Source organism: Microbacterium sp. UMB0228 (assembly GCF_002871415.1).
In the GTDB taxonomy this organism is placed as follows: domain Bacteria; phylum Actinomycetota; class Actinomycetes; order Actinomycetales; family Microbacteriaceae; genus Microbacterium.
On record NZ_PNFU01000007.1, the window covers coordinates 52,730 to 68,609 of the forward strand.

Consider the following 15,880-nt stretch of genomic DNA (forward strand, 5'->3'; position numbering starts at 1 on the left):
TACTCGCTGCCGGGCCGAGGGCCGCATCACCCGATGTCACCGTCCACGTAGAACCACGTCCGGTTCTCACGGACGAAGCGGCTGCGCTCGTGCAGCGATCCGCGCGTGCCACCCTGCCGCCAGAACGCCTCGAACTCGACCACGCCCTCCGTGTCGAAAGGGCCGCCCGCCACGCGGTCCACGATCAGCAGGCGCCGCCACTCCAGGTCCGCCTCGAAGGTGATCGTCTCCGGTCGCGTCTCCGGGTGCCAGGTGCGGAGCAGGTACGCCCCGTCCTCCCGCACGAAAGCGGTGTACCGGGAGCGCATCAGCCGCTCGGCGGTCGGGGCAGGAGCGCCGTCGAGGAGGGGGCCGCAGCACGCGGCGACGGTGTCCCCCGAAGCGCAGGGGCAGCGGGAGGACGCCGTCATGAGGGCGCGACGATCAGGGTCATGCCTGCCAGCATCGCGCGGAGGACCGTGTCGCGCCAACTCGCCCTACGCTGGAGGCACGCCAACGCCAGGAGCACCGATGACCGCTGTCCCCACCTTCCGCGCCCACAACGGCTTCGCCCTGCCGGCACTCGGCCTCGGCACGTATCGGCTGAACGGCGACGCCGGAGCCGACGCGGTCGCCCAGGCCCTCCGTGCCGGCTACCGCCTCGTGGACTCGGCGTTCAACTACGAGAACGAGGGCTCCGTCGGGCGCGGCGTCGCGGCCTCCGGCGTCCCCCGCTCCGAGGTCATCGTGACGACGAAGCTCCCCGGACGGCACCATGCCCGCGCGACGGCGACCGCCAGCATCGAGGAGAGCCGCTCCCGCCTCGGCCTCGACGCGACCGATCTGCACCTCATCCACTGGCCGAACCCGAGCCAGGACGAGTACGTCGAGGCGTGGGAGGCGCTCGTGGACGCCCAGGCGCGAAGCGTCGTCCGCCAGATCGGCGTCTCGAACTTCCTCCCCGAGCATCTCGAGCGCATCGAACGGGAGACCGGGGTCCGGCCGGTCGTGAACCAGATCGAGGTGCACCCGTACTTCCCGCAGGAGGAGCAGCTGGCCTATCACCGGGAGCGCGGCATCCTCACCGAGGCCTGGAGCCCGCTGGGACGTGCACAGGCCCTCCTCGACGAGGACGTCGTCCGCGAGGTGGCCGCCGCCCACGACATCACGCCCGCACAGACCGTCCTCGCCTGGCACGTGGCCAGGGAGACGGTCGCGATCCCGAAGGCGTCGTCCGCGGAGCACCAGGCCGCGAACCTCGCCGCCGCCGCCGTCGTGCTCGACGACGCGGAGGTCGCTGCGATCACCGCACTCGGACGCGCGGACGGGCGCCTGTTCGACGGCGATCCCGCGGTGCACGAGGAGTCCTGAGCGCGAGGGCTCAGACGCTCTGCGTGCCGAGCACGCGCAGGAACTCCAGCTTCCCGGCCGCCTCGCTCCCCGGCTGCGCCGTCAGGACGATGAGCGCCTGCGACTCGTCCTCCGTGAACAGCGCCTGGCAGTCCACCTCGATCTCCCCCAGCTCCGGATGGACGATCACCTTGTGCTGCTCGAAGCGACGGGCGACCTCGTGGGCCGCCCAGAGCCGCACGAACTCGGGACTCCGTTCCGACAGATCCGCCACGATCTCCCCCGCCCGCGACCGCGCGCCCATGGTGCCGTACGCCGCGCGCAACGCCGCCACCAGCGCCCGTGACTGCCGGGGGTGATCGACCTCCCGGTACCGACGCCGTTCCTCCTCCGGTCGCGCGAACCAGCGATGGATGCCGCTCCTGTCGAGCCCGGTCAGACCGCTCGCGTCTCCGATCAGCGCCCGTGAGGCATCGTTCTGCACCAGCACCTCGTCGAGAGCCGAGACCACGAACGCCGGGGTGTCGTGCAGACGGTCGAGCACGCGGAGGATGCCGGGACGGACGTAGTCGGTGATAACCGCGCGATCGGGAGCGCTGAGTCCGCTGAGGCGATAGAGGTAGTCGCGCTCGTCCGAGGACAGCCGCAGCGCACGGGCGAGGGCGGCGAGGATCTGCGCGCTCGGCTGCGGGCCCCGACGCTGCTCGAGACGCGTGTAGTAGTCCGTCGACATGGTCGCCAGCTGTGCGACCTCCTCGCGGCGCAGTCCCGCCGTCCGTCGCCGAGTCCCCTCGGGCAGGCCCACGTCGGCAGGACGCAGCGCCTCCCGACGGCGCAGGAGGAAGTCGGCCAGGGCGTCACGATCCATCCGTGCAGTATCCCCCGGACGCGGGACCGGATCCAGGGACCGCCGATCCCCCGATCAGCCGTCTCTGGAACGGCGCGGACGCAGCGTCGAGGCTGGGGCCATGGACATCACCGGAAACACCATCTTCATCCCCGGCGCGACGAGCGGGATCGGTCTGGCGCTGGCCCTCCGGCTGCAGGCGCGCGGCAACACCGTGATCGTCGGCGGACGCCGAGAGGACCGGCTGGCCGCGATCGCCGCCGCGCATCCCGAACTCCACACGGTCCGCATCGACACCGCCGACCCGGCGAGCATCGACGAGACCGCGGCCTCCGTGCTCGCCGCGCATCCGACGCTGAACGTGCTGGTCACGATGGCCGGCATCATGCGCGCGGAGGACTGGACCACGCCGGCCGGCTTCCTGTCCACCGCCGAGGAGACCGTCACGACGAACATCCTCGGCCCGATCCGCCTCATCGCGGCCTTCATCGAGCACCTGCAGGCCCAGCCCTCGGCGACCATCATGACCGTCTCCTCCGGTCTCGCCTTCGCACCCCTGAAGGTCACGCCCACGTACAACGCGAGCAAGGCGGCGATCCACATGCTCAGCGAGTCGCTGCGGCTGCAGCTCGCCGGCACGACCGTCGCGGTGCAGGAGCTCGAGCCGCCGGCGGTGCGCACGGACCTGATGCCCGGGCATGCGGAGAACGAGGCCGCTCTGCCCCTCGACGCGTTCATCGACGAGGTCATGACGCTCATCGAGACCCAGCCCGACGCGACCGAGATCCAGGTCGAGCGGGTGAAGTTCCTCCGCTACGGCGAGGCACGGGGCGACTACGACGAGGTCGTCGCGGTGCTCAACCGCACGGATCCACACGGCCGGTGAACCCCGGTGGGTCGGACCGTCGCCCCACCGCGGTCACTCCCGAAGGGACTCCGCGACCGCGGTGAGCGCCTCGGCGGACTGCCGCAGCAGCTCGAGCTCGCGATCCGAGAACGCCGTCGTGCGGATCGGCCGGGCCCCGGCGGCACTGACGATCGACGGCACGGACAGGGCGACGCCGTCGATCCCGTGGAAGTCGCGGAGAACCGTGCTCACGGGCATCACCGCATGCTCGTCCCGGAGGATCGCCTCCACGATGCGCGCGCTGGAGAGCCCGATCGCGTAGTTCGTGGCGCCCTTGCCCTGGATCACCTTGTAGGCGGCGTCGCGGACGTCGACGGCGATCTCGTCCAGCTCCTCCAGAGTGAAGCGGGGGTGCCCCGGGGTCTCCCAGTCGAGGATCGGGACCGTGCCGATCGTCGCCCGCGACCAGAGCGGGAACTCGGTGTCGCCGTGCTCCCCGATGATGTGGGCGTGCACGCTGGCCGTGGACACGCCCGCCCGCTCCCCCAGCTTCCAGCGCAGCCGAGACGTGTCGAGCACGGTGCCCGACGCGAAGATGCGCTCCGGCGGCAGTCCTGTCTCCTGCTGCGCGATGACGGTGAGCACATCGCACGGGTTCGTGACGATGACGTAGACCGCGTTCGGCGCGACGGAGAGCAGCTCCGGCATCATGCGCCGGATGATGCCGGCGTTCACCCCGGCGAGCTCGGTGCGCGTCTGCCCCGGGTTCTGCTTCGCCCCCGCCGTGATGACCACGACGTGGGAACCGGCCGCCACCGAGATGTCGCTGCCGCCGATGATGTCGCTGCTGCCGGTGAACTGCGTCCCGTGCGCGAGGTCCAGCACCTCCGCCTCGACTTTCTCGGTCGCGATGTCGTACAGCGCGACGTGGCGGGCCGAGCCGCGGATCAGAGCCGCATAGGCCACGCTCGATCCGACGCTTCCCGCGCCGACGACGGTGAGCTTCGAGTTCTCGATGATCTCCATGCGCCCATCCTGACAGCGCGGGCGCCGCGACGGCAGGGGTCTCGCCGGGAGAATCGCGTCGTCGTCAGACCGCCGCGGCCACCGCCTCCGCAGCGGTGCGATGGGTGAAGCGGAAGCCGGACTGCTGCAGAGCCTCGGGCCGCACGTCGGCGTCCGGGAGCAGCAAGGATTCGGCCGCATCGCCGAGGGCGAGGCGCAGGGCCCACCGGGGTGCGGGCAGCCAGAACGGCCGGTGCATCCGCTCCGCGAGCGCGCGTCCGATGTCGTTCGCCGACGCCCGGGTGGGCCCGGTGAGGTTGACGGGCCCCGCGAGCTTCTCATCGAGGACATGGCGGATGCCGCGCACCTCGTCGTCCAGGGAGATCCACGGCCAGACCTGCGTACCCGGCCCCAGCGGGCCGGCGACGCCGAGCTTCGTCAGCGTGATCATCGGCCGGAGCACACCCCGGCGGTGGATCACCGGTGCCGTCCGCAGCAGGGCGACCCGCGTGTGGTCCTCCGCTCGTCGCGCGGCCGTCTCCCAGCGCACGGTGAGGTCGGCGAGGAAGGTGCTCCCGGGGCCCGAGTGCTCGGTGAGCACCTCACCCGGCGCAGAACCGTAGTAGCCCACGGCGGAGGCGGAGAGGAAGGCGGGCGCGTCCGTGCGCAGAGCGCGCAGAGCGGTGGTGAGCGTGTTCGTCGCGTCGAGCCGCGATTCGACGAGCTGGCGGCGATATCCGCGCGTCCACGGGAGCCGGCCGACGCTCGCGCCTCCGAGGGCGACGACGGCCTCCGCTCCCGCGAGCGCATCCGGGTCGAGCGCGGTGTCCCCCGGCGACCATTCGATCTCGCCCTCCGCCTGCGGAGGACGTCGCACGAGGGTGCTCACCTCGATGCCGTCCGCCCGCAGGGAGACGGCGAGGGCGGAACCGATGAGGCCTGAGGCCCCGCTGATGACGATGCGTCGCGCCATTGCCGCTCCCCGCTGCAATCGATACGGGTGGGCCCTGCCGGGATCGAACCGACGACATCCACGGTGTAAACGTGGCGCTCTACCAGCTGAGCTAAAGGCCCTGGTGCGCTCAGTCTATCCGGGCGCGGATGCGCACCCGTGTCGTGGAAGAGGGATAGGCTGAGGTCGGCGCGCGTTGTGCACGGCCGACAAGGCTGCCCGTGTCGCTTCCCGTTTCCTTGGCATGACCTGCCAGCTTGACGAAAGGTTCCCCCGTGACCGTCCACGATCAGGATCCGTACTCTCAGGGCCCCCTCGACAGCGATCCGGAAGAGACCGGTGAGTGGCAGCAGTCGCTCGACGAGCTGGTGGACGCCAAGGGCCACGGCCGCGGGCGCGAGATCATGCTCAGCCTGCTCAAGCGCTCCAAGGAACTGCACCTGAACGTGCCGATGGTTCCGACCACCGACTACATCAACACCATCGCCCCGGAGAACGAGCCCGAGTTCCCCGGCGACGAGGAGATCGAGCGGCGTTACCGCGCCTGGATCCGCTGGAACGCCGCCATCACGGTGCACCGCGCCCAGCGCCCCGGCATCGGCGTCGGCGGTCACATCTCCACCTACGCGTCCTCCGCGGCGCTGTACGAGGTGGGGTTCAACCACTTCTTCAAGGGCGCGGACCACCCCGGTGGCGCCGACCAGATCTTCATCCAGGGCCACGCCTCCCCCGGCACCTACGCCCGCTCCTTCCTCGAGGGTCGCCTCACGGAGGACCAGCTCGACGGCTTCCGCCAGGAGAAGTCGCACGCGCCGAACGGCATCCCGTCGTACCCGCACCCGCGCCTGATGCCGGAGTACTGGCAGTTCCCGACCGTGTCGATGGGTCTCGGCCCGATCAACGCGATCTACCAGGCGATGTCGAACAAGTACCTCGAGAACCGCGGGATCAAGGACACCTCGCAGTCGCACGTCTGGGCCTTCCTCGGCGACGGCGAGATGGACGAGGTCGAGAGCCGCGGCCAGCTCCAGGTGGCGGCGAACGAGGGCCTCGACAACCTCACCTTCGTCGTGAACTGCAACCTGCAGCGTCTCGACGGCCCGGTGCGCGGCAACGGCAAGATCGTCCAGGAGCTGGAGTCGTTCTTCCGCGGCGCCGGCTGGAACGTCATCAAGGTGATCTGGGGCCGCGAGTGGGACGACCTGCTCGCCCGCGACACCGAGGGCGCACTGCTCAACCTCATGAACGTCACCCCCGACGGCGACTACCAGACGTACAAGGCCGAGTCCGGCGCGTACATCCGGGAGCACTTCTTCGGTCGCGACGAGCGCGCCGCCGCGCTGGTCAAGGACTACTCCGACGACGACATCTGGAACCTCAAGCGCGGTGGCCACGACTACCGCAAGGTCTACGCCGCTTTCAAGGCCGCGACCGAGCACAAGGGCAAGCCGACGGTCATCCTCGCGAAGACCGTCAAGGGCTACGGGCTGGGCCCGCAGTTCGAGGGCCGCAACGCGACCCACCAGATGAAGAAGATGACGCTGGACAACCTCAAGACGTTCCGCGACGCGATGCACATCCCGATCACGGACGCGCAGCTCGAGGAGAACCCGTACCTGCCCCCGTACTACAACCCGGGACCGCAGGACGAGACGATCCAGTACATGCTCGAGCGCCGCAAGGCCCTCGGCGGCTTCCTCCCGGAGCGCCGCTCGACGCACGTCGGCCTGTCCCTTCCCGAGGAGAACGCCTACGCGCTCCCGAAGAAGGGCTCCGGCACGCAGGAGATCGCCACGACCATGGCGTTCGTCCGTCTGCTGAAGGACCTGCTGCGCTCGAAGGAGTTCGGCCACCGCATCGTGCCGATCATCCCCGACGAGGCGCGCACGTTCGGCATGGACGCGTACTTCCCGACCGCGAAGATCTACAACCCCAACGGCCAGCACTACACGTCGGTCGACCGGGAGCTGCTGCTCGCCTACAAGGAGAGCCCGCAGGGACAGATCGTCCACGTCGGCATCAACGAGGCCGGTGCTCTCGCGGCGTTCACCGCCGCGGGCACGTCGTACGCGACGCACGGCGAGCCGCTGATCCCGATCTACATCTTCTACTCGATGTTCGGCTTCCAGCGCACCGGTGACGCCCAGTGGGCCGCCGGCGACCAGATGGCCCGCGGCTTCATCATCGGCGCCACCGCCGGCCGCACCACCCTCACGGGTGAGGGCCTCCAGCACGCCGACGGGCACTCGCACCTGCTCTCCTCCACCAACCCGGCGACGGTCTCCTACGACCCCGCGTACGGCTACGAGATCGCGCACATCATGCGTTCCGGTCTCGAGCGGATGTACAGCGGGCAGCACGAAGACCCGAACGTCATGTACTACCTCACGGTGTACAACGAGCCGATGGTCCAGCCCGCGGAGCCGGCCGACGTGGATGTGGACGGCATCGTCCGCGGCATCCACCGCGTCTCCGTCGGCGAGGGCGACGGCCCCCGCGCCCAGCTCTTCGCCTCCGGCGTCGGCCTGCCGTGGGCGCTCGAGGCCCAGGAGCTGCTGAAGAAGGACTGGGGTGTCGTCGCCGACGTGTGGTCGGTCACCTCGTGGACCGAGCTGCGCCGCGACGGCCTCGCCGCCGACGAGCACAACTTCCTCCACCCGGACCAGGAGCCGCGCACCGCGTACCTCACGCAGAAGCTCCAGGGCGCCGAGGGTCCCGTCGTCGCGGTCAGCGACTTCATGCACGCGGTGCAGGACCAGATCCGCCCGTGGGTCCCGAACCGCTTCGCCACGCTCGGCGCCGACGGCTTCGGCTTCTCGGACACCCGTGCCGCGGCCCGCCGCTTCTTCAAGATCGACGGACCGTCGATCGTCGTGCGCACGCTGCAGGCGCTGGCCGAGGAGGGCAAGGTCGACCGCGGCCTCTCCGCCCAGGCCATCGAGAAGTACCGCCTGCACGACGTGAACGCCGGCACGAGCGGCAACGCAGGCGGCGAAAGCTGAGCCCTCGGTGACAGCTGCCTCCGCCGCCGGCATGGACAAGGCCGCCACGCTCACCTGGCTGCGCCGGATCTCCGGCGACATCGCCACGGTGACGATCAAGCGGCTGGAGGACACCCTCCCCTGGTACGCCGACATGCCACCGGCCCGCCGCTCCGCGGTCGGGCTGGTGGCGCAGGCGGGCATCACCTCGTTCATCCAGTGGTACGACGACCCGACGTCCACCCCGTGGATCGCCGCGGACATCTTCGCCGCCGCTCCCCGTGAGCTGCTGCGGAGCGTGAGTCTGCAGCAGACCCTCCAGCTCATCCGCGTCACGGTCGAGGTGACCGAGGAACGGGTGGCGGGCAAGGGCGAGCACCTTCGCGAGGCCATCCTGCTCTACTCGCGGGACGTGGCGTTCGCCGCCGCCGACGTCTACGCGCGCGCCGCCGAGGCCCGCGGCCTCTGGGACGCGCGGCTCGAGGCGCTCGTCGTCGACTCGATCCTCACGGGCGAGGCCGACGAGGAGCTGCCCAGCCGGATCGCCGCGCTCGGGTGGCACGGCCACGGAGAGGTCGCGGTCCTCGTAGGCACCACGCCTCCGCAGTTCGACGTCGACCTCGTGCGTCGCACGGCGCGGAAGCTCGCGGTCGACGTCCTCATCGGCGTGCAGGGCTCGCGCCTCGTGCTCGTGCTCGGACGCGCGCGCGTCGAGGGCCAGGAGGGCGAGGACGAGGAGCTCGGGTTCCAGGAGATCGCGGCCCGTCTGGAGCCGTCGTTCGGCCCGGGGTTCGTCGTGCTGGGGCCGGCTGTCGCTGCCCTCGTCGACGCCAGCCAGAGCGCGCGTGCGGCGCTGGCCGGATTCGCGGTGGCTCGCGCCTGGCGGAGCGCACCGCGGCCCGTCGAAGCCGACGACCTGCTTCCGGAGCGCGCCCTCGCCGGCGACCCTCTCGCGAAGCAGACCCTGATCGAGCGCATCTACCGCCCGCTGCAGGCGCACTCGACCGACCTCGTCACGACGCTCTGGAGCTATCTCGACAACGGCCGTTCCCTCGAGGCGACGGCCCGCGAGCTCTTCGTGCATCCGAACACCGTCCGCTACCGCCTGAAGCGGGTGAGCGAGGTCATCGGGTGGGACGCGACCGGGCCGCGCGAGGCGCTCATCCTGCAGACGGCGCTCATCCTCGGCTCCATCGGGGCCGCGGAGCAGGTACGCCGCCGTCCGCCGCTGCGCCGCCCTCCGCGCTGACCCACCCGGCGCATTCTGTGCGCCACACACAAGGGTTCCGCGCAATCTTGTGATGGATCATCCACCGTTCTGCCGCGATCGTTGGCAGACTGGGTGGGTGATTGTCGTCGTCTGCCCTGGACAGGGCTCGCAGACCCCCGGATTCCTCGCCCCCTGGCTCGAGCTCGACGGAGTGGAGGAGCGTCTCGCCGCCTACTCCGAGGCCGCGCAGGTCGATCTCCGCACGCACGGCACCGAGTCGGACGCGGACACCATCCGCGACACCCGGGTCGCCCAGCCGCTGATCGTGGCCGCCTCCCTCGTCGCCGGTGACGCCCTCGTGGCCGCCGCCGGTCGCCGCGCGGACGGCATCGCCGGGCACTCCGTCGGGGAGATCGCGGCGCTCGTCGGCAGCGGCGTGCTGGATGCCGCGACGGGCATGCGCCTCGTCGGCATCCGCGGGCGGGCGATGGCCGATGCCGCCGCCCAGACCCCGACGGGGATGAGCGCGGTCCTCGGCGGCGATGAGGAGACGCTCCTCGCCCGCCTCGCCGAGCTCGGCCTCGCGCCGGCGAACTTCAACGGCGGCGGGCAGATCGTCGTCGCCGGCCCTCTCCCGGCCCTGGCAGCTCTCGCCGAGGAGCCGGTCAAGGGCACGCGCGTGGTGCCGCTCCAGGTCGCCGGAGCGTTCCACACCGACTACATGGCCTCCGCCGTCTCGGCGCTCCGCGACGCGGTCGCCGACGTGCAGCCGTCCGACCCCGAGATCACGCTCTGGACCAACCGCGACGGCTCGGTCGTGACCGACGGAGCGACGGCGCTCGACTACCTCGTCGATCAGGTCTCCTCCCCCGTCCGGTGGGACCTCTGCATGACCTCCTTCGCCGACGCCGGGGTGACCGGCGTCATCGAGCTCGCCCCCGCGGGCGCCCTCGTCGGTCTCGCCAAGCGCGGCCTGCGCGGCGTGCCGACGGTCGCCGTGAAGACCCCCGAAGACCTCGAAGCCGCCGTCGCGCTGCTGAACGGAGAAGCCGCATGACCGCCTCCCTCGCCCAGATCGCCGGGCCCGCCTACACCCGCATCTACGCGTTCGGCGCGGCTCGCGGCGAGAACGCGGTGCCCAACGAAGACCTCATCGGCCCGATCGACTCCAGCGACGAGTGGATCCGTCAGCGCACCGGCATCGTCACGCGCGCCCGGGCGGACAAGGGGACGGACGCGATCGACCTCGCGACCGCGGCGGCAGCCGAGGCCATCGAGAAGTCGGGTGTCCCCGCCGACCAGGTCGACCTCGTCATCGTCGCGACCATCAGCAACCCGAAGCAGACGCCGTCGGTCTCGGCCATCGTCGCCGACCGCGTCGGGGCCAACCCGGCCGCGGCCTACGACATCAACGCGGCCTGCGCCGGCTATGCGTATGCGGTCGCGCAGGCGGACGCGCTCATCAAGGCCGGAGCCGCCCGCCACGCCCTCGTGATCGGCACGGAGAAGCTCTCCGACGTCGTGGACCCGACCGACCGCAGCATCTCGTTCCTCCTCGGCGACGGCGCCGGCGCCGCCCTCATCGGCCCGAGCGACACGCCGGGCATCGCCCCCGCCGTGTGGGGCAGCGACGGGTCCAAGGCCGACGCCGTCGGCATGAACGGCACCCTCACCGACTTCCGCGACGGCGTGGTGCCGTGGCCGACGCTCCGCCAGGAGGGCCCGACGGTCTTCCGCTGGGCGGTCTGGGAGATGGCGAAGGTCGCCCGCGAGGCACTGGACAGGGCCGGGATCGAGGCCACCGATCTCGCCGCCTTCATCCCGCACCAGGCGAACATGCGCATCATCGATGAGTTCGCCAAGCAGCTCGGTCTGCCGGAGACGACCGTCATCGCCCGCGACATCGAGACCACCGGCAACACGTCGGCCGCCTCGATCCCCCTCGCCAGCCACCGCCTCATGGCCGAGCACCCGGAACTCTCCGGCGGCCTCGCCCTGCAGATCGGCTTCGGGGCCGGGCTCGTGTTCGCGGCCCAGGTCGTCGTCCTCCCCTGAAGACGCGCCGACCTTCCCTAGACTGTTCCACGGTTCCGAATACAACCCGTAAGAAAGAGGAAGACCACCATGGCTTTCACCAACGATGAGGTCCTCGCCGGCCTCGCAGAGCTGATCACCGACGAGACCGGCATCAACGCCAGCGAGGTCGCCCTGGAGAAGTCGTTCACGGACGACCTCGACATCGACTCGATCTCGATGATGACGATCGTCGTCAACGCCGAGGAGAAGTTCGGCGTCACCATCCCCGACGACGAGGTCAAGAACCTGAAGACCGTCGGCGACGCCGTCAACTTCATCGTCGCGGGCCAGGAGTAATCACGGCAGGATGCCACCCTCGCCCCGCGCGAGGCGTGGCATCCTCCGGCCCTGCCCATCCCCCGCACGAACTCGTTTCGACAAGGAACCACACCTCATGACCAAGCGCATCGTCGTCACCGGCATCGGCGCCACCTCCGCCATCGGCGGGACGGCCCCGGAGAACTGGGACAACCTTCTCGCCGGTGCCTCCGGCGCCCGCACGATCGAGCACGACTGGGTGCAGGAGTACGACCTGCCCGTCACGTTCGCCGCCTCCGCGAGCGTCCGCCCGGAAGAGGTGCTGCCCCGCCACGAGGCGAAGCGTCTCGACCCCTCTTCGCAATTCGCGCTCATCGCGGCGCGCGAGGCCTGGGAGGACGCGGGCTCGCCCGAGGTCGCTCCCGAGCGCCTCGGCGTCGACTTCGCGACCGGGATCGGCGGCCTCTGGACGCTGCTCGACGCCTGGGACACGCTGCGCGAGAAGGGCCCCCGCCGGGTCATGCCGTTGACCGTGCCGATGCTGATGCCGAACGCGGCCGCCGGCAACCTGTCGCTGCAGTTCGAGGCCCGCGCCTATGCGCAGACCGTCGTCAGCGCGTGCGCCTCCAGCACCGAGTCGATCATCCACGCCTTCCACCACCTGCAGGAGGGGCTGGCCGACGTCGTCATCGCCGGCGGCACCGAGTCGGCGATCCACCCGATCACGATGGCCGCGTTCGCGTCCGCGCAGGCGCTGTCGCGCCGCAACGACGACCCGGCCCACGCCTCTCGACCCGGCGCGATCGACCGCGACGGCTTCGTGATGGGCGAGGGCGCCGCGGCCCTCATCCTCGAGACCGAGGAGCACGCCAAGGCCCGCGGCGCGAAGATCTACGGTTACGTCCTCGGCGGCGGCGTGACGGCCGACGCGTACCACATCACCGGCAACGACCCGGAGGGCAAGGGGGCGGCGCGTGCCGTGATCCAGGCACTCGAGGAGGCCGGCATCACGCCCGACCAGGTGACGCACATCAACGCCCACGCGACCTCGACCCCGGTCGGCGACCCCAACGAGTACGTCGCGCTGAAGAACGTCTTCGGCGACCGGATCGACGAGATCCCGGTGTCGGCCACCAAGGCATCGACCGGACACCTCCTGGGCGGGACCGGCGCGCTGGAGGCGATCTTCTCCCTCCTCGCGCTGCGGGACCGCGTGGCCCCGCCGACGATCAACATGACCGAGCCGGACCCGGAGGTGCCGTTCCGTCTGTCCGGAGAGGCGGCTCCGCTCGGCGACGGCCCGCAGATCGCCATCAGCAACTCGTTCGGCTTCGGCGGACACAACGCCGTGCTCGTGCTGGGCGGCGTCGACTGACCGTTTCCGCGTTCACGATGAAGGCCCCCGGGATGTGATCCCGGGGGCCTTCGTCATGCGCGCGGGCTGCTCCAGCCCTTCGACAGGCTCAGGGACCCACGGGGGCGCTCGCCCGGACGGCGAGGCGCTGCGAACGCTCGCGGCGGCGGCGCTCGATCCGCGGGAGGAACCAGCCGATCAACGGGCCGACACCGAACGCGAACAGCACGGTGCCGACGCCCACGGGACCGCCGAGGAGGAAGCCGACGAGGAGCACGGAGCCTTCGAGGACCGTCCGCGCCAGCCAGATCGGCCACCGGGTCACCCGGACGAGCCCCGTCATGAGTCCGTCGCGCGGTCCGGGGCCGAAGTCGGCCGCGATGTAGAGTCCGGTGGCGAACGCCAGCAGCACGAGTCCGAAGACGAACATGGGCGCCCCCACCCACACGGACGGCGGAGCCGGCAGCACGAGGAGCGTGAGGTCGGCGAACGGGCCGATGAGCAGCGCGTTGAGCAGGGTGCCGAGACCCACCCGTTGACGGAGCGGGATCCACAGCAGCAGGACGACGATCGAGATGAGCACCGTCACGACCCCGTACCCGAGTCCCGTCCAGCGCGCGACACCCAGCGAGAGCACGTCCCAGGGTGCGACGCCGATGCCGCCTCGCACCATGAAGCCGAGGGCGACGCCGTAGAGGAAGAGCCCGCCCACGAGCTGCACCAGTCGCTCGACCAGGTCTCGACGGCTGGTCGCGGTGAACGGCAGGAAGACGGCACGGAAGAGCATCTCTCCATCGTGGCCCGTGCGAAGACGCGACGAGGCCGACCACTGAGCGAAAAGTGGTCTGCACATGGAAGGCCACTTTGCGGCAGGCTGGACGCATGGCCTCCCGTCTCGTCACCCAGCTCGGTACGCAAGACATCGACGACGCCTCGGCGTCGGGCCTGGCCGACCGCATCAGGGCCCTCATCCTCGATGGAAGGCTCACGGTCGGAGAGCGACTGCCGAGCGAGCGCGCCCTCGCGCTCGAGCTGCGGCGGTCACGCTCGACCATCACCCGCGCCTACGGCGTTCTCGAGGCCGGCGGCTACGTGTCCCGGCATCATGGCGGAAGCACCAGAGTGACCCTCCCGCACGGCCCGGCGGCCGCCGCCCCCGACGCGGACGACGAGGCGATCGACCTGTCGATCGCCTCGATGGACTCGACCCCCGGCCTGTACGACGCGACCGTGCGGTCCCTCCCCCGGCTGGCGGCGCTGCGGGGCACGAGCGGCTACTCGCTGCAGGGCCTTCCCGAGCTCCGAGAAGCCGTTGCCCGCCGATTCACCGAACGCGGCGCGGCGACCTCGGCCGACGAGATCATGATCACCTCGGGCGCCCTGAACGCCGTCAACCTCATCCTCACGGCGATCGGCCGCCGCGGCGAACGGGCCCTCGTGGAGCAGCCGACGTTCCCGCATGCGCTCGAGGCTCTGCACCGTCACGGCTACCGTCTGGTGCCGACGCCGGTCGACACCGACGGCTGGGACACGCGGCACCTCACCGACACCCTGCGGACAGCGCGCCCGCACGTCGCGTACCTCATCCCGGACTTCCACAACCCCACCGGAGCGACGCTGCCGCAGGAGGAGCGGTCCCGGATCGCGACGACGGCCCGCAACACCGGCACGCACCTGATCGTCGACGAGACGACGGCTGAGCTGGACATCGACCGGGGATGGGTTCCGACGCCGATGGCAGCCGAGGGCCCGAACGTGATCACCGTGGGATCGATGTCGAAGATCGCGTGGGGAGGCATGCGCATCGGCTGGATCCGCGCCGAGCGCTCGGTCATCGCCCGGCTGCTGGCCGTCCGCCCCTCGTTCGAGCTCGGCACGGCCCTCCTCGAGCAGTGCATCGCCGTGGAGCTGCTCGACGACGTCCCGGCACTGACCCAGCACGTCCGGCGACGTCTCCAGGCCGGGCGGGATGCCGTGACCGCGGGAATCGCCGGGATCCCGGGGATGCGGATGCCGGAGACGCCCGGCGGCCTCTCCGCCTGGATCGATCTCGGCGCTCCCCTGTCGACGACCCTCTCCCTCGCTGCCCGCGAACGGGGACTCATCCTGCCGCCCGGACCGCGCTTCACGACCGGCGGCGTGCTGGAGCGGCGACTCCGGATCCCGATCACGCTCCCGCCCGAGCGTGCGGCGGAGGCGATGACGCGCCTGGCGCAAGCCTGGGCGGACGTGCGCGGCGGTGGAGTGAACACCGTCGACGATCTCGCGCATGCGGCCGTGATCTGACCGGCGCAGACGAAGACCCCGCCCGGTCGCCCGGGGCGGGGTCTTCGTCGAGCGGAGCGGGGATTCGTCTTCTCAGCGTCCGGGATCACTCACCGGAATCCGATACTCACGCCTCCGCGCACCCGGTATCGACGGTCGGTCAGCCGACCTTGTGGAGCCAGACGACGCGCGCGTCGTCGCTGGCGTGACGGAAGGGCTCCAGCTCCTCGTCCCAGGCGGAGCCCAGGGCGATGTCGAGCTCGCGCTGCAGCTCGACGGCGTTGCCCGCGGCGATCTCCATCGCGTAGCGGATGCGGTCCTCGCCGATGACGATGTTGCCGGCGGCATCGGTCTGGGCGTAGTGGATGCCGAGGTCCGGCGTGTGCAGCCACCGACCGCCGTCACTGCGCGGCGTCGGGTCTTCGGTCACCTCGAATCGGAGGTGCTCCCAGCCCCGGATCGCAGTCGCGAGGGCAGCACCGGTACCGACGGGACCGTCCCAGTAGAACTCGGCGCGGCGTGCGCCGGTCAGCACGGGCTGCTCGGTCCAGTCGAAGTTCACCGCACGCCCGATAGCGCGACCCACCGCCCATTCCAGGTGCGGGCAGAGCGCGCGAGGCGCCGAGTGGATGAACACCACTCCGCGTGCGTAAGCCGTCGCCATGATCTCTCCGTTTCATCAGGTGCGTCTTCCCCTACGACCTGAACCACGAAGTGGCGAGAGTATGCGGTTGTGCGCCCATTCTCGCCGAGTTC

General features: G+C 70.8%; 15 protein-coding genes and 1 tRNA gene. 9 read left to right on the forward strand and 7 right to left on the reverse strand.

From position 1 onward, the window contains the following. Window positions 1-26: 26 nt before the first annotated feature. Window positions 27-410, reverse strand: a complete 384-nt coding sequence (locus CJ226_RS14970; protein WP_102209686.1) for a YchJ family protein — start codon at window positions 408-410, stop codon at window positions 27-29. A gap of 100 nt (window positions 411-510) precedes the next feature. Between CJ226_RS14970 and CJ226_RS14975 the strand changes: the two genes are divergently transcribed. Then, on the forward strand, window positions 511-1,350 hold the full coding sequence (locus CJ226_RS14975) for an aldo/keto reductase (protein ID WP_102209687.1): 840 nt from the start codon (window positions 511-513) through the stop codon (window positions 1,348-1,350). Between the two features lie 10 nt (window positions 1,351-1,360). Here CJ226_RS14975 and CJ226_RS14980 read toward each other — a convergent pair whose 3' ends face one another. Next, window positions 1,361-2,197, reverse strand: coding sequence for a helix-turn-helix transcriptional regulator (locus CJ226_RS14980; protein WP_025103610.1), 837 nt, complete (start codon window positions 2,195-2,197; stop codon window positions 1,361-1,363). Between the two features lie 100 nt (window positions 2,198-2,297). On the opposite strand from CJ226_RS14980, the gene CJ226_RS14985 reads away from it, so the two are divergent. Then, window positions 2,298-3,062 carry an SDR family oxidoreductase gene (locus CJ226_RS14985; RefSeq protein WP_102209688.1) on the forward strand — a complete coding sequence of 255 codons (765 nt, stop codon included), beginning with the start codon at window positions 2,298-2,300 and terminating at the stop codon, window positions 3,060-3,062. Window positions 3,063-3,095: 33 nt separating this feature from the next. On the opposite strand, the gene CJ226_RS14990 is transcribed toward CJ226_RS14985, so the two are convergent. The 3 genes from CJ226_RS14990 to CJ226_RS15000 form a co-directional block, all read right to left on the reverse strand. Next, on the reverse strand, window positions 3,096-4,049 hold the full coding sequence (locus tag CJ226_RS14990) for an L-lactate dehydrogenase (protein ID WP_102209689.1): 954 nt from the start codon (window positions 4,047-4,049) through the stop codon (window positions 3,096-3,098). A gap of 64 nt (window positions 4,050-4,113) precedes the next feature. Continuing rightward, window positions 4,114-5,001: a TIGR01777 family oxidoreductase gene (locus tag CJ226_RS14995; protein WP_102209690.1), complete on the reverse strand. Its 888-nt coding sequence runs from the start codon at window positions 4,999-5,001 to the stop codon at window positions 4,114-4,116. A gap of 28 nt (window positions 5,002-5,029) precedes the next feature. Beyond that, window positions 5,030-5,102: transfer RNA gene (locus CJ226_RS15000), tRNA-Val, on the reverse strand. A 153-nt stretch (window positions 5,103-5,255) separates the two neighbouring features. Here CJ226_RS15000 and aceE point away from each other — a divergent pair. From aceE to CJ226_RS15030, 6 genes are all read left to right on the forward strand, one after another. After that, on the forward strand, window positions 5,256-7,982 hold the full coding sequence (gene aceE, locus CJ226_RS15005) for a pyruvate dehydrogenase (acetyl-transferring), homodimeric type (protein ID WP_102209691.1): 2,727 nt from the start codon (window positions 5,256-5,258) through the stop codon (window positions 7,980-7,982). A 31-nt stretch (window positions 7,983-8,013) separates the two neighbouring features. Then, window positions 8,014-9,210 (forward strand): CdaR family transcriptional regulator, encoded by a 1,197-nt coding sequence (locus CJ226_RS15010; RefSeq protein ID WP_025103615.1) that lies wholly within the window; start codon window positions 8,014-8,016, stop codon window positions 9,208-9,210. A gap of 97 nt (window positions 9,211-9,307) precedes the next feature. Next, the gene (locus tag CJ226_RS15015) at window positions 9,308-10,228 is read left to right on the forward strand and encodes an ACP S-malonyltransferase (RefSeq protein ID WP_102209692.1); all 921 of its coding nucleotides are present in this window, start codon (window positions 9,308-9,310) and stop codon (window positions 10,226-10,228) included. Next, a complete protein-coding gene (locus CJ226_RS15020) occupies window positions 10,225-11,226 on the forward strand; it encodes a beta-ketoacyl-ACP synthase III (protein ID WP_102209693.1) in 1,002 nt (333 codons plus the stop codon). Before CJ226_RS15015 ends, CJ226_RS15020 begins: the two co-directional genes overlap by 4 nt. 69 nt (window positions 11,227-11,295) lie before the next feature. After that, a complete protein-coding gene (locus CJ226_RS15025) occupies window positions 11,296-11,544 on the forward strand; it encodes an acyl carrier protein (protein ID WP_017202249.1) in 249 nt (82 codons plus the stop codon). Between the two features lie 97 nt (window positions 11,545-11,641). Next, entirely contained in the window at window positions 11,642-12,880 is a 1,239-nt protein-coding gene (locus tag CJ226_RS15030) for a beta-ketoacyl synthase (protein WP_025103618.1), read from the forward strand. An 88-nt stretch (window positions 12,881-12,968) separates the two neighbouring features. Here the strand turns inward: CJ226_RS15030 and CJ226_RS15035 are convergent, their stop codons facing one another. After that, window positions 12,969-13,646 carry a YitT family protein gene (locus CJ226_RS15035; protein WP_102209694.1) on the reverse strand — a complete coding sequence of 226 codons (678 nt, stop codon included), beginning with the start codon at window positions 13,644-13,646 and terminating at the stop codon, window positions 12,969-12,971. Between the two features lie 95 nt (window positions 13,647-13,741). Here CJ226_RS15035 and CJ226_RS15040 point away from each other — a divergent pair, with 95 nt between their 5' ends. Continuing rightward, window positions 13,742-15,145 (forward strand): PLP-dependent aminotransferase family protein, encoded by a 1,404-nt coding sequence (locus tag CJ226_RS15040; RefSeq protein ID WP_102209695.1) that lies wholly within the window; start codon window positions 13,742-13,744, stop codon window positions 15,143-15,145. Window positions 15,146-15,284: 139 nt separating this feature from the next. On the opposite strand, the gene CJ226_RS15045 is transcribed toward CJ226_RS15040, so the two are convergent. After that, complete coding sequence (locus CJ226_RS15045; protein ID WP_025103621.1) at window positions 15,285-15,788, reverse strand: DUF3145 domain-containing protein; 504 nt, start codon at window positions 15,786-15,788, stop codon at window positions 15,285-15,287. Window positions 15,789-15,880: the final 92 nt, after the last annotated feature.